This window comes from Azovibrio sp., from assembly GCF_049658005.1.
Classification (GTDB): domain Bacteria; phylum Pseudomonadota; class Gammaproteobacteria; order Burkholderiales; family Rhodocyclaceae; genus Azovibrio.
The window spans coordinates 11,984-32,100 of record NZ_JBASOH010000024.1 but is presented as its reverse complement, the minus strand read 5'-3'; the positions used below and the strand labels follow the sequence as shown (position 1 = coordinate 32,100).

The 20,117-nt window shown below is 65.9% G+C and carries 21 protein-coding genes; 12 read left to right on the top strand and 9 right to left on the bottom strand.

The window, feature by feature from the left end; genetic code table 11:
- The 7 genes from WBH99_RS02820 to WBH99_RS02790 form a co-directional block, all read right to left on the bottom strand.
- Positions 1-1,958 (bottom strand): AAA family ATPase (locus tag WBH99_RS02820; protein ID WP_424218595.1); only part of this gene is annotated, 1,958 nt, incomplete at its 3' end.
- Complete coding sequence (gene sbcD / locus WBH99_RS02815; RefSeq protein ID WP_424218594.1) at positions 1,955-3,199, bottom strand: exonuclease subunit SbcD; 1,245 nt, start codon at positions 3,197-3,199, stop codon at positions 1,955-1,957. The genes sbcD and WBH99_RS02820, both read right to left, overlap by 4 nt.
- 137 nt (positions 3,200-3,336) lie before the next feature.
- A complete protein-coding gene (locus WBH99_RS02810; protein WP_424218593.1) occupies positions 3,337-3,726 on the bottom strand; it encodes a hypothetical protein in 390 nt (129 codons plus the stop codon).
- A 162-nt stretch (positions 3,727-3,888) separates the two neighbouring features.
- Entirely contained in the window at positions 3,889-4,956 is a 1,068-nt protein-coding gene (modC, locus tag WBH99_RS02805; protein WP_424218592.1) for a molybdenum ABC transporter ATP-binding protein, read from the bottom strand.
- Positions 4,956-5,630 carry a molybdate ABC transporter permease subunit gene (gene modB / locus WBH99_RS02800; protein ID WP_424218591.1) on the bottom strand — a complete coding sequence of 225 codons (675 nt, stop codon included), beginning with the start codon at positions 5,628-5,630 and terminating at the stop codon, positions 4,956-4,958. The genes modC and modB overlap by 1 nt, the downstream gene beginning before the upstream one ends.
- Before the next feature lie 15 nt (positions 5,631-5,645).
- Positions 5,646-6,401, bottom strand: a complete 756-nt coding sequence (gene modA / locus WBH99_RS02795) for a molybdate ABC transporter substrate-binding protein (protein ID WP_424218590.1) — start codon at positions 6,399-6,401, stop codon at positions 5,646-5,648.
- A gap of 24 nt (positions 6,402-6,425) precedes the next feature.
- A complete protein-coding gene (locus tag WBH99_RS02790) occupies positions 6,426-7,244 on the bottom strand; it encodes a TOBE domain-containing protein (protein ID WP_424218589.1) in 819 nt (272 codons plus the stop codon).
- 239 nt (positions 7,245-7,483) lie between these two features.
- On the opposite strand from WBH99_RS02790, the gene WBH99_RS02785 reads away from it, so the two are divergent.
- The 9 genes from WBH99_RS02785 to draG all read left to right on the top strand — a co-directional run bounded on the left by WBH99_RS02785 (position 7,484) and on the right by draG (position 14,131).
- Positions 7,484-7,912, top strand: coding sequence for a TOBE domain-containing protein (locus WBH99_RS02785; protein ID WP_424218588.1), 429 nt, complete (start codon positions 7,484-7,486; stop codon positions 7,910-7,912).
- 158 nt (positions 7,913-8,070) lie between these two features.
- Positions 8,071-9,609 (top strand): nitrogenase cofactor biosynthesis protein NifB, encoded by a 1,539-nt coding sequence (nifB, locus tag WBH99_RS02780; protein ID WP_424218587.1) that lies wholly within the window; start codon positions 8,071-8,073, stop codon positions 9,607-9,609.
- 11 nt (positions 9,610-9,620) lie between these two features.
- Positions 9,621-9,914, top strand: coding sequence for a 4Fe-4S dicluster domain-containing protein (locus WBH99_RS02775; RefSeq protein ID WP_424218586.1), 294 nt, complete (start codon positions 9,621-9,623; stop codon positions 9,912-9,914).
- Between the two features lie 17 nt (positions 9,915-9,931).
- Positions 9,932-10,393 (top strand): ArsC/Spx/MgsR family protein, encoded by a 462-nt coding sequence (locus WBH99_RS02770; protein ID WP_424218585.1) that lies wholly within the window; start codon positions 9,932-9,934, stop codon positions 10,391-10,393.
- Positions 10,365-11,645 (top strand): FprA family A-type flavoprotein, encoded by a 1,281-nt coding sequence (locus WBH99_RS02765; RefSeq protein WP_424218584.1) that lies wholly within the window; start codon positions 10,365-10,367, stop codon positions 11,643-11,645. Before WBH99_RS02770 ends, WBH99_RS02765 begins: the two co-directional genes overlap by 29 nt.
- A gap of 22 nt (positions 11,646-11,667) precedes the next feature.
- Entirely contained in the window at positions 11,668-11,955 is a 288-nt protein-coding gene (locus WBH99_RS02760) for a 2Fe-2S iron-sulfur cluster-binding protein (protein ID WP_424218583.1), read from the top strand.
- Positions 11,956-12,066: 111 nt separating this feature from the next.
- On the top strand, positions 12,067-12,429 hold the full coding sequence (locus WBH99_RS02755) for a 2Fe-2S iron-sulfur cluster-binding protein (RefSeq protein WP_424218582.1): 363 nt from the start codon (positions 12,067-12,069) through the stop codon (positions 12,427-12,429).
- Positions 12,430-12,642: 213 nt separating this feature from the next.
- A complete protein-coding gene (locus WBH99_RS02750) occupies positions 12,643-13,215 on the top strand; it encodes a nitrogen fixation protein NifQ (RefSeq protein WP_424218581.1) in 573 nt (190 codons plus the stop codon).
- On the top strand, positions 13,187-14,131 hold the full coding sequence (gene draG, locus WBH99_RS02745; RefSeq protein ID WP_424218580.1) for an ADP-ribosyl-[dinitrogen reductase] hydrolase: 945 nt from the start codon (positions 13,187-13,189) through the stop codon (positions 14,129-14,131). The genes WBH99_RS02750 and draG overlap by 29 nt, the downstream gene beginning before the upstream one ends.
- Before the next feature lie 19 nt (positions 14,132-14,150).
- Here draG and WBH99_RS02740 read toward each other — a convergent pair whose 3' ends face one another.
- Positions 14,151-16,532, bottom strand: coding sequence for a diguanylate cyclase (locus WBH99_RS02740; RefSeq protein ID WP_424218579.1), 2,382 nt, complete (start codon positions 16,530-16,532; stop codon positions 14,151-14,153).
- Positions 16,533-16,742: 210 nt separating this feature from the next.
- A complete protein-coding gene (locus WBH99_RS02735) occupies positions 16,743-17,588 on the bottom strand; it encodes an SIR2 family protein (RefSeq protein WP_424218578.1) in 846 nt (281 codons plus the stop codon).
- Positions 17,589-17,991: 403 nt separating this feature from the next.
- Between WBH99_RS02735 and WBH99_RS02730 the strand changes: the two genes are divergently transcribed.
- From WBH99_RS02730 to WBH99_RS02720, 3 genes are read left to right on the top strand one after another with little or no spacing between them, the layout of a single operon-like run.
- The gene (locus WBH99_RS02730; protein WP_424218577.1) at positions 17,992-18,609 is read left to right on the top strand and encodes a LemA family protein; all 618 of its coding nucleotides are present in this window, start codon (positions 17,992-17,994) and stop codon (positions 18,607-18,609) included.
- 15 nt (positions 18,610-18,624) lie between these two features.
- The gene (locus WBH99_RS02725) at positions 18,625-19,527 is read left to right on the top strand and encodes a TPM domain-containing protein (protein WP_424218576.1); all 903 of its coding nucleotides are present in this window, start codon (positions 18,625-18,627) and stop codon (positions 19,525-19,527) included.
- Positions 19,528-20,025, top strand: coding sequence for a TPM domain-containing protein (locus tag WBH99_RS02720; protein ID WP_424218575.1), 498 nt, complete (start codon positions 19,528-19,530; stop codon positions 20,023-20,025). It begins immediately after the preceding gene.
- Positions 20,026-20,117: the final 92 nt, after the last annotated feature.

Genomic DNA, 20,117 nt, shown 5'->3' with positions numbered 1-20,117 from the left:
GTGGCGAGGGCCTTGGCGTCCTGCCAGGCCTCGGCAGCCAGCGGCGGGCGATCGGGCCATGCGGCGAGGCTGGCCTGCCATTCATCCTGCAGGCGGGCGCTTTCCTGGCTTGTCCTGGCCTGCTGCTCCAGCCCGCTTTTTTGCGTGGCTTGCGCGGCGGCTTGTTCGGCGCGCAATTGCTGGCCCTTCTGGGCCAGCCTTTCGAGGGCCGCCTGTTTTTCCTTGAGCGCGGTTGCGGTGGCGGAAACGTCGAGGGCGGCATAGGCGGCGATGGCCGGGTGGTCGTGCGCGCCGCACAGCGGGCAGGCTTCGCCCGGCTGCAGTTGCCGGCGATGCGCTTCCAGGCTCTGGATGCGGTGTTCCTGTTCGAGCAGTTTCTGCTTGTCGGCGACCTGGGCGGCGAGTTCCTTGTGCTGCTCGCGCAGGACGATCAGGCCTTGTTCCTGGGCCGCGATCTTGTCCTGAAACTGCTGCAGTTGCGCGGCCTGGGCCGTTTGCAGTGCAGCCAGTTCGCGGCGGCGCTGGGCGAGCGCTTCGAGTTGTTGCCAGCGGTTGAGGCCGGCCTGTTCGCGCTGCCAGTGCTGACGCAGTTCGGCCAGGGTCTGGCCGGCCAGGCGCTGATTCTGCTCGCTCTGGCTTTTTGCCAACTCGGCGTCGGCGGCGGCTCTGGCTTTGGCGGCGGTGTCGACCGCAAGAGTTTGCGCGGCGAGCTGGCGGGCGGTTCCGGCTTGTTCCTGTTCGAGCTTCTGCTGCGCCTGGTGCTGGGCGGCAAGCCCGCGCGCGAGTTTTGCCCGTTGTTCGAACTGCTGGCGCCAGACGCCGAGGCGTTCGCCGAGTTGGGCGTATTGCGGCTGGGCGGCGCAGAACTCGTCGAGTTGCTGCGCTTCGCGCTGACTTTGCTGCAGGGCTTGCAGCGCCTGCTCGGCGACCTGGGCGCTGTAGTGTCCGGCGGCGAGGTGTTGATCGTGCTGTTCGGTTTGCAGTTTTTCGCGCGCGGCGTGCAGGGCCTTGAGTTCGGTTTCGCTGTGCTGGCAGGCGGCGCCGGCTTGTTGCCATTGCAGATGCAGCGGCTTCAGGGCTTCGGCCGGGTCGCTGGCGGCGAGCCTGGCCAGCTCCGGCGCGGCGGCGGCGAGGGCGGCGTCGGCTTCCTGCTGCCGGGCTTCGGCGGATTTGATTTCCTGTTCGCCCTGGGCCAGATCGAGGCGCCACTGGCGTTGACTTTGGGTCTGCTGGTATTGGCGCTGGAGGTCGGCCTGTTGCGCATCGAGGCGGGCGGCTTCGCTCTGCATGGCGGCACGCTGCTCGTCGGAGAGCAGTTCCATGCCGTCGGCGCGGGCCTTGAGCTGCTCGAGCCGGCTCCTGGCGGCGCGCGCCTGCTCGAAAACCTGGCGCGAAATTTCGCCATAGATTTCGGTGCCGGTCAGTTCCTCCAGCAGTTCGGCGCGTTCGTTGGGTGTCGCGTTGAGGAAGGCGGCGAAACCGCCCTGGGCGAGCAGCATCGACTTGGTGAAGCGTGGAAAGTCGAGGCCGGTGATCTCGGCGATGCACTTCAATTTGTCGCCGGTTTGGGTGCTGAGGATGGTGCCGTCGCCATTTGCATCGAGCGCCGCCAGTTCCACCTTGGGCGCCTGCAATGCGCCGTCCACCTTGTCGCGGGCGCGGCGCTGGCTCCAGAAGGCGCGGTAGACGGCGCCCTGCACTTCAAACTCGACTTCCGCCAGGCAGTCGGCGGTGTGCCGCGTCATGATGTCGTTGTCGGAGGCCGAGATGGTCTTCAGGCGCGGCGTCTGGTGGTAAAGCGCGAGGCAGATGGCATCGAGCAGCGTCGATTTGCCGGCACCGGTCGGGCCGGTGATGGCAAACAGGCTGCTGTCGCTAAAGGGCGGCCGGGTAAAGTCGATGCGCCATTCACCCTTGAGCGAATTGAGGTTCTTCAGGCGCAGGCGGAGGATCTTCATGCTGCCTCGCCCTCTAGGCCGGCAACGATGGCGCGGTAGCGTTCGTTCAGGGCCTGTTGCACGTCGTTGCTCAAATCCTCCTGCTGCAGGCGGCGGGCAAAGACCTCGAACGGGCTGAGTTCATCCAGCGTTTCGCTGGCTTCGGCGTCCAGACGGGCGGCGGCAGTGCCGCGCTGGCGGCGGATGCGCAGCACTTCGACCGGCCAGCCTTGGGTCAAGGCTTCGATGCGGGCCGGCAGGTCGGCCAGGTAGTCGTCTTCGGCAACGGTGATTTCCAGCCAGGCCGGACGCCCGGCGCTACCCTGGGCGGCGGCGGCGCCGATCTGGGCCCGCAGGCTGGCGAGGTTGCCGCTGATGGCGACCATGCCCTGAAAGCGGGGCACGGGCAGTGGAGTGACGGCCAGCAGACCTTCGGGGCTCAGGTCTACGAGCAGCATGGCCTTGGGCTGCCGGGCTTCATCAAACGACAGCGGCAAGGGTGAGCCGCAGTAGCGGATGTGCTCCTGGCCGCCCACTTTCTGGGGCCGGTGGATGTGGCCCAGCGCGATGTAGTCGGCGCCGGGGAATGCGTTGGTGGGGAAGGCTTCGAGGGCACCGACGTAGATTTCGCGCACCGATTCGCTGCGGCTGGCGCCCACCGTGGTCAGGTGGCCGGTGGCGATGATCGGCAAGGGGCGGCCGGAATTCGGGCCCGGGGCAGCGGCGAGGGCTTGCCGGCGTTCGCTGGCGGCGGCAAAAACGGCGCCGTAATGTTCCTGGATCGCCTGCTGCAACGACTGCTGTTTCTCTTCGGCACTCTGTCCGGCCTGGCTCTGCAGCACCTCGCGTGGGCGGACGAAGGGAATGGCGCAGACCAGGCAGCCGGGCTCGCCGTTGCGTTGCGACAGCATGATGACCTGCGTCGCCGGGTCGGCGTGGGGGGCGGCAACCACCGTGGTGCCCAGGCGTGCCAGCAGTTCGCGGCTTTCGCCCAGGGTGGCCGGCGAATCGTGGTTGCCGCCGAGCAGCAGCAGCGCGACGCCGGCTTCGTGCAGGCGCACCACGAGCTGGCTGTAAAGCTCGCGGGCATAGCTGGGCGGCGTGCCGGTATCGAAGATGTCGCCGGCGATCAGCACCGCGTCCACCTGATGTTGATCCACCTGTTCGAGCAGCCAGGCGATCAGGTCCTGATGTTCGGCCTGGCGGCTCTTGCCCATGAAATGCTGGCCGAGGTGCCAGTCCGAAGTGTGCAGTATCCGCATGCGGTTTCCGGTGAATCCGAGAGGTCATGCCGCGGCGGGAAGGCCGGGGCGAAGCATGGAACTCTACCGGAAACACGAATCGCGATATAGCGGGCAGGATCGACCCTGGCCGCGGGACACCGGCATGGCGCCCTTTTTCAGCGCGGCATGTCCTGGGACAGGCAGTAGAAACTGCGCGCCTGCTCGCAAGTTTCTTCGGCCCGCACCTCGCGCCACACCAGCCAGCGCTCGTCGCGCAGGCGCCAGGCGGCCAGTTCCTCACCATAGGCCAGCACCGTGTAGAACTCCTCGCCGTCGTCGGAGCGGGGCTCGGCGAGGCTGAAACGGTGGGCGGTGTAGCAGGGTTTCCCGTCCGCGTCGTAGCCCACCACCCGGTGGGCCGCCAGTTCGTAATCCTGATAACGGCGCAGGTCCAGGGGCGCCACCACCAGTTCGCGCCAGTCCTGGGGCAGGTGTTCCTGCCAGGAACGGTCTTCCCGCTCCGGGCGCGGCGGGGCAGTGGTGCAGGCGTAAAGGCGAGGCGGCATGAAAAACTCCTCAGTAACGTGAAAGCAGGTCCCGCAACTTGCAGCGGCGGGGGGTGATATCGAAACGGGGCATGATGAGGGCTTTGTGACAAAAAAACGGTTTGTCGATGCGATTCGCTCCACCTAAGCGAGTTCTGTGCCCTGCCTCATGAGGCTTCGTCGTCATGCCAGCAAGGCGACCGATTTCACCTGGGCAATCACGGCCAGCCCCGGCCCGATTCCCAGGGCAGCCCGGGAGCGCTCGGTGATGCGCGCCAGGAGCCGCAACCCTGCGGCCAGTTCGAGTTGCACCAGCACATGGCCGGGCGTATCGGTGGCCGCCACGGCCGCAACCCGGGCCGGCAGGATGTTGAGGATGGAACTTTGCAGCGGGGGAGTGAGCGCCAGGCTCACATCCCGGGCATGAATGCGGCAGCGCAGGATCTTGCCGGGCGGCGCCTCCACCCTCGACACCAAAAGCTCGCCGCCGGGAATGGCAAGACGGCTCAGGCCGTCCGCCTCCTGGCCCACGAGCCGGGCTTCGAGCACCACCCCGGGGTCGTCGGCAAAGGCCGGCGGCAGGTCGGCGCGGGACAGGGTTTCCTGCAAGGGGCCGCTCGCCACCACCTTGCCGTCGTCCATCAGCACCAGATGGTCGGCCAGACGAGCCACCTCGTCGGGGGCGTGACTGACGTAGAGCACGGGAATGTCCAGTTCGTCGTGCAGCCTTTCGAGATAGGGCAGGATCTCCCCCTTGCGCTTCAAGTCGAGAGCCGCCAGAGGCTCGTCCATCAAGAGTAGCCGGGGCCGGGTGAGGAGCGCCCGGGCAATCGCCACCCGCTGCCGTTCGCCGCCGGAGAGATGCCCCGGCCCCCGCTCCAGGAGGGGGTGGATGCCGAGCAGATCGATACAGGCCTGAAAGCCCTCGCCGCCCCTGTTGCCGGCCCGCTTCATGCCGTATTCGAGGTTCTTGCGTACCGAAAGATGGGGAAACAGGCTGGCTTCCTGGAACACCAGCCCGAGGGGGCGCCGGTGGGTCGGCAAAAAGAGGCCTTGCGTCTCGTCCTGCCAGACCTGGCCGGCCACCACCAGACGCCCCCCGGAGGCCCGGCTGAGGCCGGCAAAGCAGCGCAGCAGCGTGGTCTTGCCGGAACCGGAAGGGCCGAACAAGGCGGTGACCCCCTTTTCCGGCAGCTTGAGATCCACCTCCAGGGTGAAGCCGGGATGAGTAAGCCGGAACCGGGCCTCCATCACGGACTCCAGCCGCCCAGCCGACGCCGGCCATAGAGGGCCAGCAGCACCAGGAAACTGAAGGCGACCATGCCGCCCGCCAGCCCGTGGGCTTCGACATATTCCATGGCTTCCACATGGTCGTAGAGCTGCACCGACACCACCCGGGTCTTCCCGGGGATGTTGCCGCCGATCATCAGCACCACGCCGAACTCCCCCACCGTGTGGGCAAAGCCGAGGATGGCGGCGCTCACGAAGCCGGGCCGGGCGAGGGGCAGGGCCACGGAAAAAAAGGCATCCCGGGGGCTGGCCCGAAGGCTCGCCGCCACCTCCATCGGGCGCTCCCCCATGGCCTCGAAGGCGTTCTGGATGGGCTGTACCACGAACGGCATGGAATAGCACACCGAGGCAATCACCAGCCCTGGAAAGGTGAAGGGCAGGATGCCCAGCCCCAGGGACTGGGTGAGCTGCCCGACCAGACCATGAGGCCCCATCAGGATCAGCAGATAAAAGCCCAGCACCGTCGGCGGCAGCACCAGCGGCAGCGCCACCACCGCCCCCACCGGCCCTTTCCACCAGGAACGGGTGCGGGCCAGCCACCAGGCGATCGGCGTACCGAGCAGCAGCAGCAGCAGCGTCACCACGCTCGCCAGCTTCAAGGTAAGCCAGACGGCGGCGAGATTGCTTGCGTCCATGGCTCCCCCGGGAATTTACCGGCCGTAACCGTAGGACTCGATGACGCGGGCCGCCTTCTCCCCCTTCAGGTAGTCCATCAGGGCCTTGGCGGCGGCATTGTTGCGGGCTTTGGCAAGGAGCACCGCATCCTGGCGGATGGGGTCATGCAGACTGGCCGGCACCAGCCAGGCCGAACCGCCGCTCAGCTTGCCCTCCTTGAAGACCTGGGAGAGCGCCACGAACCCCAGCTCGGCATTGCCGGTGGCGACAAACTGATAGGTCTGGGTGATGTTCTCGCCCTGCACGAACCTGGGCTGGAGGGCAGACAGGAGCCCCAGCCGGGTCAGGGCCTGAATGGCGGCCAGACCATAGGGGGCAGTCTTGGGATTGGCGATGGCGAGATGCTTGAACTCCCCCTTCTTCAGCACTTCGCCCTTGTCATCCACATAGCCTTCCCGGGCGCTCCACAGCACCAGGGTGCCAATGGCATAGGTGAAGCGGCTGCCGGGCACGGTCAGGAGTTCCTCCTCCATTTTCATGGGGGTGCTGTCATCGGCGGCCAGGAACACATCGAAGGGCGCCCCGTTGGCAATCTGGGCATAGAACTTGCCCGTGGCGCCGAAGGAAAGCTGCGCCTTGTGGCCCGTATCCTTCTCGAACTCCGCCGCGATGGCTTCCATGGGTTTGGTGAAGTTGGCGGCCACGGCGACCTGGACCGTTTCGGCCCGGGCCAGGGTGGCGCTCATGAGGAGCGCGGCGAGAGCGACGAACTTGCAAAATGGGACATTCATGATGTTTCTCCTTCGGTTAGTCAATCAGTTCTGGATGCAAAGAATGACGGCGGAAGCCTTGAACACGGCGCCAGCCTCTTCCCCCACGGCCAGGCCCAGGCGGGCGATGCTGTCGTGGGTGACCACGGCGCAGACGCTCTTGCCCCCGGGCAGGGCCAGGGTGACTTCGGAATTGACCGGCCCCTCGTGGATGCGGGTCACTTCTCCCCACAGCTGGTTGCGGGCCGTGGTGCGCACCTCCCGGTCGGTGAGCAGCAGCACCGAGGAGGATTTCACCAGGGCATACATTTCCATGCCCATCGCCAGTTCCAGGGTTTCGGCGGATTCCCGGGTGATGACCGCCACCAGCTCGTTGGTGTCGTCCAGCTTCAGGCGCACCTCGTAATCCACCTCCCCGGTCTTGAGGCCGACGATGACCCCGGCGAACTGGTTGCGGGCACTGGTTTTCATGGACATGCGCTTGAGCAGCTGGCGGAACTGGGCAAAGCTGCTCGCCTCCCCGTCATTCATGCTGGCGGTCAGCCGTTCCAGGGCCGCCTGATATTCCGCCTCCAGGGCCCGGTACAGATTCACCACCTGCTGCCCGTAAGCGGTGAGCAAGGTGCCGCCGCCGTGCTTGCCGCCCGCGGAACGGATCACCAGCGCTTCATCGGCCAGGTTGTTCATGGCATCCACCGCGTCCCAGGCCGCCTTGTAGGACAGCGGCACCGCCTTGGCGGCCTGGGAAATGGAGCCATGGCGGGCAATGGCCTCCAGCAGGCGGATGCGGGTGTCGCCCAGGAAAGTGCCGAATTCGGTTTCCACTTCCAGACGCCCCTTGAAACGATGTGGGTTTTGTTCCATTTTGTCGTGATGTTGTCAGATATATAACGAACACTATAACGCAGGAATCCCGGCATCGAGCCCGCCGGAAATGCCGGAAATGCCGCCAAAAATCCCTGCCGCCATGGTTGCCATGACAAAACCATTCCTTCTAGAATGGCCCCGCAGCAAGCCGAACCGCTATTCACGAACAGATATAGCGAAAACCGGGCCAGGTTCCTGCCCACCCCACTTCACTCACTTCATCAAGGATCGACATCATGAACATCAGCGCCCGCAACAGCTTCCCCGGCACCATCACTGCCCTCACCGAAGGCCCCATCAACGCGGAAGTGGAGCTCCGCACCGCCGGCGGCGACAAGATCGTCGCCGTGGTCACCGAGGCCAGCGTCAAATCCCTGGGCCTGGCGGTCGGCAAGCCCGTCGTCGCCTACGTCAAGGCCCCCTGGGTGATGGTTCTGGCCGGCGAAGAAAACGTCCGTTTCTCGGCCCGCAACCATCTCGCCGGCACCGTGCAGGCGGTCAACAAGGGCGCGGTGAATTCCGACGTGGTGGTGCAACTGCCAGGCGGCAGCCCGGTACATGCGGTCATCACCAATGAGGCGGCGCTGGAACTGGGATTGAAGCCGGGCGCCCCGGCCTCGGTGCTGTTCAAGGCCAGCCACGTGATTCTCGGCGTGCCGGCCTGATTGCCCCGGAGGAGGGCTTGTCGCCTTCCCGACAAGCCCTCCCACAAGAAGGCGGCCCCTGCCCCGGCAAGAATTTCAAGCCATTGTTTATGAACAACTAAAAAATCTGGCACAGCGATTGCTGTCAGCTCCTCGATGACTTTCAAGGAGCCTCAATCGTGGACCTGCCCGTGATCAGCAATACAGCCCCCGCCTCCGGCGGGGGCTGCTCCTCCAGCGGCTGCGGCACTGCCCCGGACGCCCTTTCCCACCTGCCGGACCATATCCGCGCCAAGGTCCAGGACCACCCCTGCTATTCGGAAGAAGCGCACCACTACTTTGCCCGCATGCATGTGGCGGTAGCCCCGGCCTGCAACATCCAGTGCAATTACTGCAACCGCAAATACGACTGCGCCAATGAATCCCGGCCCGGCGTGGTTTCCGAGTTGCTGCACCCGGACCAGGCCATCAAGAAAGTGCTGGCCGTGGCCGCCACCATTCCCCAGATGACGGTGCTCGGCATCGCCGGCCCCGGAGACCCGCTGGCCAACCCGGAGCGCACCTTTGAAACCTTCCGCCAACTCTCCGAGAAGGCGCCGGACATCAAGCTGTGCGTCTCCACCAACGGGCTCAACCTGCCCAGGTATGTGGACGAGATTGCCAAGCACAACATCGACCACGTCACCATCACCATCAACTGCCTCGATCCCGAGGTCGGCGCCAAAATCTACCCGTGGATCTACTGGGAGAACAAGCGCATCCGCGGCGTCGAGGCGGCAGCGATCTTGATCGCGCAGCAGCAGCGGGGCCTGGAAATGCTGGTGGAACGCGGCATCCTGGTCAAGGTGAACTCCGTGATGATCCCCGGGGTAAACGACGAACACCTGAAGGAAGTCTCCAAGGTGGTGAAGGCCAAGGGCGCCTTCCTGCACAACGTCATGCCGCTGATTGCCGAAGCCGAACACGGCACCTACTACGGCATCATGGCGCAGCGCAGCCCCAGCACCGAAGAACTGCAGGCCATCCAGGACGAATGCGCCGGCGACATGGCCATGATGCGCCACTGCCGCCAGTGCCGCGCCGACGCCGTGGGCCTCCTGGGCGAGGACCGGGGCGCGGAATTTACCCTCGACAAGCTCGACGCCATGGAAATCGACTACGACTCCGCCATGGCCCGCAGGAAGGAAGTGCACGACGCCATCATCGACCAGCTGGAAGCCAGGCGGGCCCTTCCTGCCGCACCCGCCGCACCCGCCACGGCCCTCGACTCATCCGCCCCCCTGCCCGCCCCCCTCCCAGAAGACAGCCGCCCGGTGCTGATGGCCGTGGCCACCGCCGGCCAGGGGCTGATCAACCAGCATTTCGGTCATGCCCGGGAATTCCTGGTGTATGAAGCCTCCCCCGCCGGGGTGCGCTTCATCAGCCACCGCAAGACCGAGCTCTACTGCGTCGGTGGCGACACCTGCGGCGACGAGGGCCAGGACGGCGTTTCTGCCGACTCCATCCTGGACCGCACCATCGCCGCCCTGGCCGGCTGCGAGGTAGTGCTGTGCTCGAAGATCGGCTTTGAACCCTGGGGCCTGCTGGAGCAGGCCGGCATCCAGCCCAACGGGGAACACGCCATGGAAGCCATCGAGACCGCCGTGATGGCCGTGTATCGGGAACTGGCCGAAGCCGGCAAGCTGGCCACCCCCGCCCCTGACCAGAAACGTGCCTGAAGGAGAAGAACATGGCGCTTTCCATCACTGAAGCCTGCGTGAACTGCTGGGCCTGCGTCGATGTGTGTCCCAACACCGCCATCCACGAATCCGACCCGGTGTTTGCCATCGACAGCGACAAGTGCACCGAGTGCCTGGCGGAATTCCCCGAGGCCCAGTGCGCCGCCATCTGCCCCATCGAATGCGCCATCGTCGATGAACTGGGCACCCCCTTGAACCCCCTGGGCAGCCTGACCGGGATACCCGTGGAAAAACTCCAGGAACTCCTCGCAGTGGCTACCCGGGGCCAACCTGCCTCGACCTGAAGAAAGCCTGCAAACCCATGGCCCACATCACCTTTTATGAAAAACCCGGCTGCGGCGGCAACGCCAGGCAGAAGGCCCTGCTGCTCCAGGCCGGCCACACCCTGGATGTCAAAAACCTGCTGGCAGAAGCATGGACCCGGGAGGGCCTGCTGGCCTTTCTGGCCCCCCTGCCCGTGCCCCACTGGTTCAACCGCGCCGCGCCCATGGTCAAGGAAGGCACCGTGGACCCGGACACCATCGACGCCGACAGCGCCCTCGCCCTGATGCTCGACCACCCCTTGCTGGTACGCCGCCCCCTGATGGCATCCGGGGGCGAACACCGGGTGGGTTTCGTGCTGGAAGAAGTGGACGCCTGGGTGGGCCTCGCCGGCCAACAGGCCAGCGCCGAGGAACTGGGTTGTCAGGGCGAGCAGCACCGGTGCAACGGCCACCACCATGAAGACGGGGATCATGAACACCAGCCCGGCACCTGCCGCTAGAATCCAGCCCGGCCAGGCGGTGGAAATCGCCGCGGGGGTGCACTGGGTCGGGGTCCTGGACCCGGCCCTGCGCTCCTTCGACATCGTCCTGTCCACCGCCAACGGCACCACCTACAACAGTTATGTGGTGCGCGGCGACAAGGGCGTGGCCGTGATCGACACGGTCAAGGAAGCCTTTGCGCCGGAATTCTTCAAGCGCCTGGAATCCATCTGCAGCTACGACGAGATTACCACCATCGTCATCAACCACCTGGAGCCCGACCATTCCGGCGCCCTGCCGGAACTGATGAAGCGCGCCCCCCAGGCCCACGTCTACCTATCCAGCCGGGCGCCGATGATGTTCAAGGCCCTCTTGAAATCCACCGACGTCACCCCCTCCGCCTTCACCCTGGTGAAGACCGGCAGCAGCCTGGACCTGGGTGGCCGCAGCCTGGCCTTCTACCAGACCCCCTTCCTGCACTGGCCCGACACCCAATGCACCTTCGTGCCGGAACTGGGGGTGCTGTTTTCCGGCGACGTGTTCGGCTGCCACTTCTGTGACGACCGCCTGTTCAACGACAAGGTGGGCGACTTCCGCTTTTCCTTCGAGTATTACTACGCCCACATCATGCGGCCCTTCCGCCAGCATGTGCTCACCGGTCTGGAACTGCTCGAACCCCTGGCACTGCAGCTGATTGCCCCGGCCCACGGCCCGGTGCTGCGCCAGAACCCCCGCCATTACGTCCAGCGCTACCGGGAACTGGCCGAAGGCCGCCTGGACGATCAGGTGCTGGGAGAAAAGACCCTGCTGATCTTCTACATCTCCGCCTACGGCGCCACCCGGCGCATGGCCGAAGCCATTGCCACGGGCGCCGAGGACGAAGCCGGCGTGCGGGTTTCCCTGTATGACCTGGAAGTCGGGGACGTGAGCCCCTTCATCGACCTGATCGAAACCGCCGACGGCATCGCCATCGGCAGCCCCACCATCAATGGCGATGCGGCCAAGCCGGTCTGGGACCTGCTGTCCTCCCTGCACGCGGTGCACATCCGCGGCAAGCTGGGCGCCACCTTCGGTTCCTTCGGCTGGAGCGGCGAGGCCGTGACCCTGATGGAAGATCGCCTCAAGGGCCTGCGCCTGCATGTGCCCTTCCCCGGCCTGCGCCTGAAGCTGGTGCCCACCGAGGAAGAGTTGGCGCAATGCCGCGACCTGGGCCGCAAACTGGCCCGCCACCTCACCACCCCGCCCGACGAACTGTTCGCCGAGGCAGCCTGAACTCACACCCGGAGACCACCCCATGCCCAAGGCCAAAGTCACTTTTGCAGACATCGGCGTCACCATCACCGTGCCCGCCGGCACCCGCCTCATCGAAGTCTCGGAACGGGTCGGCGCCGCCATCACCTACGGCTGCCGCGAAGGCGAATGCGGCACCTGCCTGACCCAGGTGGTCTCCGGCAGTGAAAACCTGGCCGAACCCTCGGTGCTGGAAGATCAAGTGCTAAAAGACATGTTCGCCCCCCGTCACCACCGCCTGGCCTGCCAGGCCCAGGTGCTGAGCGGCGAGGTGGTGGTCAAGCCGGCCTGAGCCGACCTGAGCCAACCTGAGCCAACCTGAGCCAGACCACCCGGCAAGCCCGGGCAGAAACCCCGGGGGGAAACCCCTACCCACAAACCCGTCAACACGGAGAAAGAAACCATGCCCAATATCACCTTCACCAGCCCCATGCACAAGGACAAGACCGTTTATGCCGTGGCCGGCAGCCATCGTGACACGGTCCTGAAACTGGCCAAGGACAATCACATCCCCATCGATTTCGGCTGCGAAAACGGCGAATGCGGCACCTGCCTCGTCAAGGTCAACCGCATCGACAAGAAACACGGCCCGATGGGCGCGCCGCTCACCGACGAAGAAGTGAAGACCCTGAAGGAACTGGGCAAGATCAGCCAGGCCCAGATCGACGCCATGCGCATAGACGACCTGAATCACAGCGAATGGCGCCTGGCCTGCCAGATGGTGCTGCGCGACGAAGATCTGCTGATCGAATATCCCAGCAGGTAATCCATGGCGGCGCTGGCAACTCCTGTCCTGCACTTTACCGGGGCGAAACCCCACCGTCCGGACTGCGCCTGTCGCAGCCCCAGCGCAGGCGCTCTCGAAACTGCCCTTCGCCCGGCGCAGGGCGAACGGTTGCAAGGCGCGAAATGGCTTGCCTCCGTGAGCGTCAGCGCCGCCACGGCCACCCCCCGATCCGGAACCGGACAGGAGTTCGCCATGAATGCTGTCTCCAGCGCCACCCAGCGTCATCGGGTCCGGGCCGGGCTGCTCTCCCGTCCGGCGGCCGCAGCGCTCGCAGCCGACCCCAACCGGCCCGTGCTGGCCAGCCTCCTGGCCGGCCGCCTGTGCGGCGAAGGGATGCTGCCCGCCAGCCTGGGGCTGCCGGAAACGGAACGGGACAAGCTCTGGAGCACCTATTTCCCCGGCCCCCGCCTGGCACTCCCGGAGCAGGCCGTGGACGACATTCCCGAGCGCCAGGACCTGGTGGCGATCCTGCTCGAACACCGGGCCGGCCGCTTTCCCTCGGACATCTGGCTGGCCTTCATCGTCGCCATGGCCTGCGGCGGCCGCGACCACCTCTGGCAGGACCTGGGCCTGGCCGACCGGGGCGAGCTTTCCCACCTGCTGTTCAACGCCTTCCCCTCCCTGGCCCGGCAGAACACCGGCGACATGAAGTGGAAAAAGTTCCTCTATCGCTACTACTGCGCCCGGGACGGCATCTATGTCTGCCCGGCCCCATCCTGCGGGGAGTGCGCCGAACATGCCCAGTGCTTTGCGCCGGAAACCTGACCCCCTCACCCTGACCGACCGGGTCCAGGGCGCCTATCTGGGCCTGGCCGTGGGGGACGCCCTGGGGGCCACGGTGGAATTCCTCACCCCCCGGGAAATCCAGCACCAGTTCGCCCGCCAGGGCGGTGTGCACCGGGAGATCATCGGCGCCGGCTGGCTGCACCTGAAACCGGGCCAGGTCACCGACGACACCACCATGAGCCTGGCCCTGGGCGAAGCCATCCTCGCCTGCGGCGGTCGGGTGGAGGCCCTCGCCGCCGCCCAGGCCTTCGACGCCTGGATGCGGGCCAAGCCCGTGGATATCGGCAACACCGTGCGGCGCAACCTCGTGCGCTTTCGCCGCAGCGGCCTCCCGGAAGCCCCTCCCTGCGAACACGATGCCGGCAACGGTGCCATCATGCGCACCCTGCCCGTGGCCCTGGCCACCCTGGCGCAAGAGGAAGCGGAAGTGGCCGCCGCCTTCCAGCGCCAGGCCCACGTCACCCACAACAATCCGCTCTCCGACGCCGGCGGCATCTGCCTGACCGGCATGATCCAGGACGCGATCCTGGGCGGCAGCTGGATCGACCTGAAAACCCGTGCCCGCGCCCTGGTCACCGCCCACCCCCAGTACGCCTGGGAAACCGGCCGGCCCCAGGCCAACCCCAGCGGCTATGTGGTGGATACCTTGCAGGCCGTGTTCCAGGCCTTCTTCAGCACCGACAGTTTCGAATCCGCCCTGATCGACGTGGTGAATCGGGGCGGCGATGCCGACACCACCGGCGCCATCCTCGGGGCCCTGGCCGGGGCCTGGTATGGCCACGCCCACATCCCCCCACGCTGGCTAAAAGCCCTGGACAAGACCGCCGCAAGCCGCTGTAGCGAGCAGGCCAGCCAGTTGCTCCAGACCTCCCGGGCGGGCCGGGCGCTGGCCTGAACGCCCGGCAAGCCCGGGCTCATGGCCGCCAGACACACACCCGGTTACGGCCCTGGCGCTTGGCCTCATAGAGCGCGGCATCGGCCCGGATCAATGCGGCATCCCCGGACGCATCCTCGGGCTGCAGCAAACTGATGCCGATGCTCACCCGGATGGAAATGACCTGCCCGGCATGCACGATTGACATCTCCGCCACCTTGCGGCGCAGGCGTTCGGCAAACTGCTCGGCGGCCTCCAGGTCCGCATCCAGCAGCAAAATGGCAAATTCCTCGCCGCCCAGACGCCCCACCGTATCCACCTTGCGCAGTTCGCTGCGCATCAGCCTGGCAAATTGCTGCAGCACCTCATCCCCCGCGGCATGACCATAGGTGTCATTGACCCGCTTGAAATTGTCCAGGTCGAGCATCAGCACCGCCACCCGGTGGGCTTCCAGGCGCCGCAGGCGCTCCAGTTCCCGGTTCAGCAAGGTCATGAACTGGCGCCGGTTGTTCAAGCCCGTAAGGAAATCCGTGGTAGCCATTTCCACCAGCTGGGTTTCCAGCCGCTTGGCGTCGGCAAAATCCCAAGCCAGGTCGGCCAGCAGGGCGACGGTCTGGACATCATCTTCCGTGTAATGGCTGGCCTTGTTCCCCACCCCGAGGATGGCGACGATCAGCCCCTTGCGAAATACCGGCACCACCATTTCCCGGATCAGCTGGGCATGGCCGGCGGGCAGCCCCTGTTTGTTCGCCAGGGCCGCGTAATCGTTGTGGATCACGGGCTGGCGCTGGCGGATCGCATCGGCCCAGACCCCGGCGGCATCCAGATCGTAATGGCGCCCTTCCCCTTCGGCTTTGCAATAATCCCGGGCGGTGCGGGTGGACCAGGCCTGCAAGGTCACGGTGTGCTGGTCGGCTTCCAGATAATGGTAGAAACCGATGGGGCTTTCCGTCAGGGTGCAGACTTCATCCAGGGTGGCGACCAGCAATTCATCCATCGAATGGTTGATGGAAAATTCCATGAGCCGCATGCGGGCCGCGCGCACATCCCGGTTGCGCTTTTGCTCGGTAATGTCCTCGCCCACCGACTGCAGATAGCTCAACCTCCCCTGGGCGTCGAAATAGGCCCGGTCGGTCCACTGCGTCCAGCGCACTTTTCCGTCCTTGGCGAGCACCCGGTGCTCTTCATGGACAGCTCCCGGGTGTTCAGGCGTCAGGGCGGCAATGCGGGCCAGGAGGGCCTGCTGCTCCGATTCTTCCGGAATGAACTCCAGGCGCTTTCGCCCGGGCAGCTGCTGGACGGGCACCCCAACAAGATCGCCATAGGCCCGATTGGCAAAAATGATGCGGGTGTCGGGCTGATAGCGCACCACCAGCATGGGCAAATCCTCCACCAGTTCGTGGTAGAGCGCCTCCTGACACACCAAGGCCTCGCTATCCTTCTCGCGCAACCGCCAGGAATAGTATTGCAGATGGGCCGCGCCCGCCGAAGCCAGCAGGAACAACAGGGCAATGGCGGCCAGCTTGGCCACTTCCTGACGCCAGGGCGCGAGGTAATCCAGGGGAGAAAGGCCGACGGTCACATAGAGCGGCAAGCCTTCGAGCTTGCGGAAAGTCACCCGGTGGGCGTCGTAATTGGGGCCGCCCTGACTGTAGTAACTCCCCTCCTCCAGCCCCTGGGCAATCATTTCCTGCATCTGCGGGGCCACCGCCTGCTGGCCGATGTACCCGGCCGGGTCCTCGCCAGGAGGATAGCGGGCGATCAGGCCCAGCTGCTGGTCACGCAGGGCGATCAGCCCATGCGCGCCCAACTCCAGCCGGGCGCCTCCCCGGACCAGGGCGGTAATGGGAATGGCGGCAAAGACCATGCCATCGAAGTTGCCCTCGGGGTCGGGCATCATCCGCGCCAGCACCACCACCCATTTGTTGTTGACCCGGCTGATCTGGGGTGGGGCAAACACCAGTTCATCCTTCCCGCTCTCCCGCAGGTGGATGAAGTGGGGGCGGTCCGACAAATCGATCCGGGTTTCCGGCTCCACCCCGGTTCCGGCCATCAGGACACCCCGGACATCGGTCATGCGGATCGCATCCACATCCGGGAGCCGGGCGCGGATCATCTCCATGTGCGCGGTCATGATGGCGGGATTGCGCACATGCTCGCGGTAGCGAATGCGGTGAATGTCCCGCAAGGCCAGCAGGGACACATCGACCTGACGAATGGCATTGATCAGGTCGCTTTCCAGCAAGCGGGCCAGGTTGCGCGTACTGACGTCAGCCCGCTCCTGATATTGGCGGTAGCCATAGAAGGCCGAAGTGGCCGCCAGCAGGATCACCAATAGATTCAGCAGGACGACAGTAAGCAGCAAGCGGAGGCGGTAGGGTTTGAGAGACATGGCATCGACCAGGAAAACAGCCTGGATCATAACGCCCCGCCCACGGCTCGTCACATGGACATGTGGCAGATTACGGAGACAGCGGCAAACCCATCCCGGCCGCAGCGGACCGGGATGGGTTGCAGGCCGTTCATCAGGACCGGGCGCAGGCCCGGGCGGACGGGAAGGTTTTTTCCGGGCGCGGCAAGCACACACCCGCGGCCGCTTCGCCCGGCGGCTTTGCGGCAGGGTCAGATTGCATCAGGCAACGGCCGGGGCTTCATCCAGCAGTTCGCTCCAGTCGGCCTCGACGATCTGCAGGCCCAGCTTCTTGCAGAAGCGGCGTTCCTTGTCGTTGGGCTCGGGAATCAGCACCCAGCCGGCAGGGCTGCCGGCGCCGTAGATGATGTCGGCCATCACCATCCGTTCCGTATCCCGGTTGAGGCGCAGGCCCAGCAGCAGGTACTGCTTGCCCTTGCGGTACGCCTTGAGGAAGGGGGGAATGGAAAAGCCGCCCATCAGTTCGGTGATGTAATCCACATAGTCCGCATCGGAGGCAATGTAGCTGGGCTTGGGCACCGGAGTGCCCATGGGCTTGAACAGGATCGGCAGGGCGGGGTCCGCCTGTTCCAGGGTGATTTCCTGGTAGGCGCCCTCCTGGCGTTCATAGAGCTTGAAGCGGTAGTCGGTGCCGCCCATGCGGGCGATGCCGGCAATCAGGGTGTGGGGAACATCGGCGTAGGAATCCTGCAACTGGGTATCCCGGTTGATATCCACCACATAGGCGGGGCGGATCTCCTTGAGCCAGTCATGCAGCTTCGCCCGGGTCCAGGCGGTCTGGCCATAGGTCGTGGTGAGGAATTTCTCGACGGCGCTGCGGCCCCGCTTCAGTTCCACATTCATGGCGGCCCGGGGGAATTCATACATGAGCTTGGGGGACATCGGCTTGCCCCCGTTCATGGCGATGATCAGGGCGTCGCTGTCGGCGGGAATCGGCTGGCCGCCTGCCACGGCCACCACGTCCCGGAGGACGCCACAGCCCAGATAGGGCACGATGGAGCCGTCCTTGAGGCCGGCGAGAAGTTGGGAGCGGAGTTCTGGGGTCATTTCTGGACTCGGTAGGGGTTGGGTCTGGCTGTAATAGCAATATCCGCACCGGCCCCAAAAGCCGCGCCCCGCCTGGACCCGCTTGCAAGAAACTGGGAATTTGTCGGTTTCGTGACAGGCCGTTGCGGGGGCTTGAACAGACCCGTCGACAAATTCAGCCGGCGGCAGGAAAACCGCAGCTTGCGCCCTGGCCGCGGCAGGCTGAGGTCGTGGCAAGCGCTTCGCCATCGGCGCCCCAGGCTTGTACCCCTGCTTGTACCCCTTCATGCCGCCGGAACACCAGAAACTCCCGCCGCCGGGCCGTGCGGATTTCGAACGCGGCAGACGGGATGGCCGTAGTGCTTGAGCTTTCGGCGTTTCGGCCTCATATTGCCGACCTGTGTTTTCAATGGAGACTCCCATCATGAAATTGCGTCTGCTTGCCGTGCTGGCCCTGGCCGCTGCGCTGCTGTCCGGCTGTGGCTACAACCAGATTCAGGTCAATGACGAAGCCGTCAATGCCGCCTGGTCCGAGGTGCTCAACCAGTACAAGCGCCGCGCCGATCTGGTGCCGAATCTGGTCGCCATCGTCCAGGGCTATGCCGCCCACGAAAAAGAGGTGCTGACGCGGGTGACCGAGGCGCGGGCCCAGGTCGGCGGCATCAACGCGACGCCGGAACTGGTGAATGATCCGGCCGCCTTCGCCAAGTTCCAGAAGGCCCAGGGTGAGCTATCCAGCGCCCTCTCGCGGCTGCTGGTGGTGGCGGAGAACTATCCGCAGCTCAAGGCCGATGCCAACTTCCGTGACTTGCAGGCCCAGGTGGAAGGCACCGAAAACCGCATCACCGTGGCGCGCAATCGCTACATCAAGGCAGTGCAGGAATACAACATTTCGGTGCGCACCTTCCCCAACAACGTGACGGCATGGGTGATGGGCTGGAAGCCCAAGGCCAACTTCACCGTGGAAGATGAAAAGGCCATCAGCACGGCGCCGAAGATCGACTTCAACGCCGCCCCCGCCGCCGCCCCTGCCGCCCGGTAAGCCGCCGGAGTCATCATGAAATCCCTGGCCGCCCGTCTGACGGCGCTGCTGTTCTGCCTCTGGGCCGCCCTGGCCGGGGCCGCGCCGGGCGGCGATGGCCAGGTCGCCATCCCGCCCCTGACGGCGCGGGTGACGGACCTGACCGGCACCCTCAGCGCCGGGCAGAAGGCGGCCCTGGAACAGCGTCTGGCGGAATTCGAGGCGCGCAAGGGCGCCCAGGTGGTGGTGCTGATGCTGCCGACCACCCAGCCCGAGACCATCGAGCAGTTCGGCATCCGCCTCTTCGATGCCTGGAAGGTCGGCCGCCAGGGCGTGGACGACGGCGTGCTGCTGATCGTCGCCAAGAATGACCGGCGGCTGCGCATCGAGGTCGGTTACGGCCTGGAAGGGGTGCTCAACGACGCCACGGCAAAACGCATCGTTGCCGATGTCATCACGCCCCGCTTTTCGGTCGGCGACTTCCATGGCGGCATCGCCGCCGGCGTCGATGCCATTCTCAAGGTAGTGGACGGCGAGGCCCTGCCGGCGCCGAAGGCCGGGGCGGGCGCATCGCCCGGTTCCGGCCGGGCACAGGGCGGCGGCGGCGCGGCCTTGTCGGACATCAGCGAGACCCTGCTCTACGGGCTCCTCCTTGCCATCGTGATCGGCGGCGCGATTTTGCGTTTCGTGCTGGGAAATTTCCTGGGCTCCACCCTGGTCGGGGCGCTCACCGGCGGCCTCGGCTGGCTGTTCGTCGGCGGCCTGACCGGAATCATCGGCGGCTTTTTGCTGGGCCTGTTGCTCGCCCTGTTTGGCTTTGACCTGATCCTTGCCGTTCTTGCCGGCGGCGGCTCCCGCGGTGGCGGTGGCGGCTTCGGTGGCGGCTTCGGTGGCGGTGGCGGCGCGGGTGGTGGTGGCGGTGCCTCGGGGAGCTGGTAGATGAACATTACACGCTTGATGAAGCATCTTCTGACGCCGCCCTGGCTGGCGCGGCGGCGTTTCGGCCGCGCCCTGATCGACGAGATCGGCCGCGCCGTGGCCGCCAGCGAGAGCCGGCATCGCGGCGAACTGCGCTTCATCGTCGAAGGACCGTTGCCGATCGCCCAGGCATGGCGTGGCGTCAGCGCCCGCCAGCGCGCCGCCGAGTTGTTCGCCAGTCAGGGCGTGTGGGACACGGAAGAAAACAGCGGCATCCTGATTTACCTGCAACTCGTGGATCGGCGCGTGGAGATACTGGCCGATCGCGGCATCGCGGCGCGGGTGCCGCAAGCCGAGTGGGACGCCATCTGTCGTGCCATGGAGGCGGCCTTCAAGGCCGGCGACTACCGGGGCGGCGCCCTGACGGCCGTGGCGCGCGCCAGCGAACTGCTGGTCGAGCACTTTCCCGCCGGCGCCAATAATGCCAACGAACTGCCGGATCGGCCGCTGCTGCTATGACCGCGACGAAGCCGCCGGCGCCCATCGGCGCATCAGCGCGCGGCGCCTCCATCCGGTTGTTCCTGCCGGCGCGGTTTGCAGTAGCCGCCGGG

Excerpts from the sequence above, each read along its gene's own strand:
- WBH99_RS02735 (WP_424218578.1), bottom strand. The coding sequence starts at position 17,588 with ATGACCCCAGAACTCCGCTCCCAACTTCTCGCCGGCCTCAAGGACGGC.
- WBH99_RS02760 (WP_424218583.1), top strand. The coding sequence starts at position 11,668 with ATGCCCAAGGCCAAAGTCACTTTTGCAGACATCGGCGTCACCATCACC.
- WBH99_RS02770 (WP_424218585.1), top strand. The coding sequence starts at position 9,932 with ATGGCCCACATCACCTTTTATGAAAAACCCGGCTGCGGCGGCAACGCC.
- WBH99_RS02740 (WP_424218579.1), bottom strand. The coding sequence starts at position 16,532 with ATGATCCAGGCTGTTTTCCTGGTCGATGCCATGTCTCTCAAACCCTAC.
- WBH99_RS02775 (WP_424218586.1), top strand. The coding sequence starts at position 9,621 with ATGGCGCTTTCCATCACTGAAGCCTGCGTGAACTGCTGGGCCTGCGTC.
- modB (WP_424218591.1), bottom strand. The coding sequence starts at position 5,630 with ATGGACGCAAGCAATCTCGCCGCCGTCTGGCTTACCTTGAAGCTGGCG.
- WBH99_RS02810 (WP_424218593.1), bottom strand. The coding sequence starts at position 3,726 with ATGCCGCCTCGCCTTTACGCCTGCACCACTGCCCCGCCGCGCCCGGAG.
- sbcD (WP_424218594.1), bottom strand. The coding sequence starts at position 3,199 with ATGCGGATACTGCACACTTCGGACTGGCACCTCGGCCAGCATTTCATG.
- modA (WP_424218590.1), bottom strand. The coding sequence starts at position 6,401 with ATGAATGTCCCATTTTGCAAGTTCGTCGCTCTCGCCGCGCTCCTCATG.
- draG (WP_424218580.1), top strand. The coding sequence starts at position 13,187 with ATGCCCAGTGCTTTGCGCCGGAAACCTGACCCCCTCACCCTGACCGAC.
- WBH99_RS02720 (WP_424218575.1), top strand. The coding sequence starts at position 19,528 with ATGAACATTACACGCTTGATGAAGCATCTTCTGACGCCGCCCTGGCTG.
- WBH99_RS02755 (WP_424218582.1), top strand. The coding sequence starts at position 12,067 with ATGCCCAATATCACCTTCACCAGCCCCATGCACAAGGACAAGACCGTT.
- WBH99_RS02785 (WP_424218588.1), top strand. The coding sequence starts at position 7,484 with ATGAACATCAGCGCCCGCAACAGCTTCCCCGGCACCATCACTGCCCTC.
- modC (WP_424218592.1), bottom strand. The coding sequence starts at position 4,956 with ATGGAGGCCCGGTTCCGGCTTACTCATCCCGGCTTCACCCTGGAGGTG.
- WBH99_RS02750 (WP_424218581.1), top strand. The coding sequence starts at position 12,643 with ATGAATGCTGTCTCCAGCGCCACCCAGCGTCATCGGGTCCGGGCCGGG.
- WBH99_RS02725 (WP_424218576.1), top strand. The coding sequence starts at position 18,625 with ATGAAATCCCTGGCCGCCCGTCTGACGGCGCTGCTGTTCTGCCTCTGG.
- WBH99_RS02790 (WP_424218589.1), bottom strand. The coding sequence starts at position 7,244 with ATGGAACAAAACCCACATCGTTTCAAGGGGCGTCTGGAAGTGGAAACC.
- WBH99_RS02765 (WP_424218584.1), top strand. The coding sequence starts at position 10,365 with ATGAACACCAGCCCGGCACCTGCCGCTAGAATCCAGCCCGGCCAGGCG.
- WBH99_RS02730 (WP_424218577.1), top strand. The coding sequence starts at position 17,992 with ATGAAATTGCGTCTGCTTGCCGTGCTGGCCCTGGCCGCTGCGCTGCTG.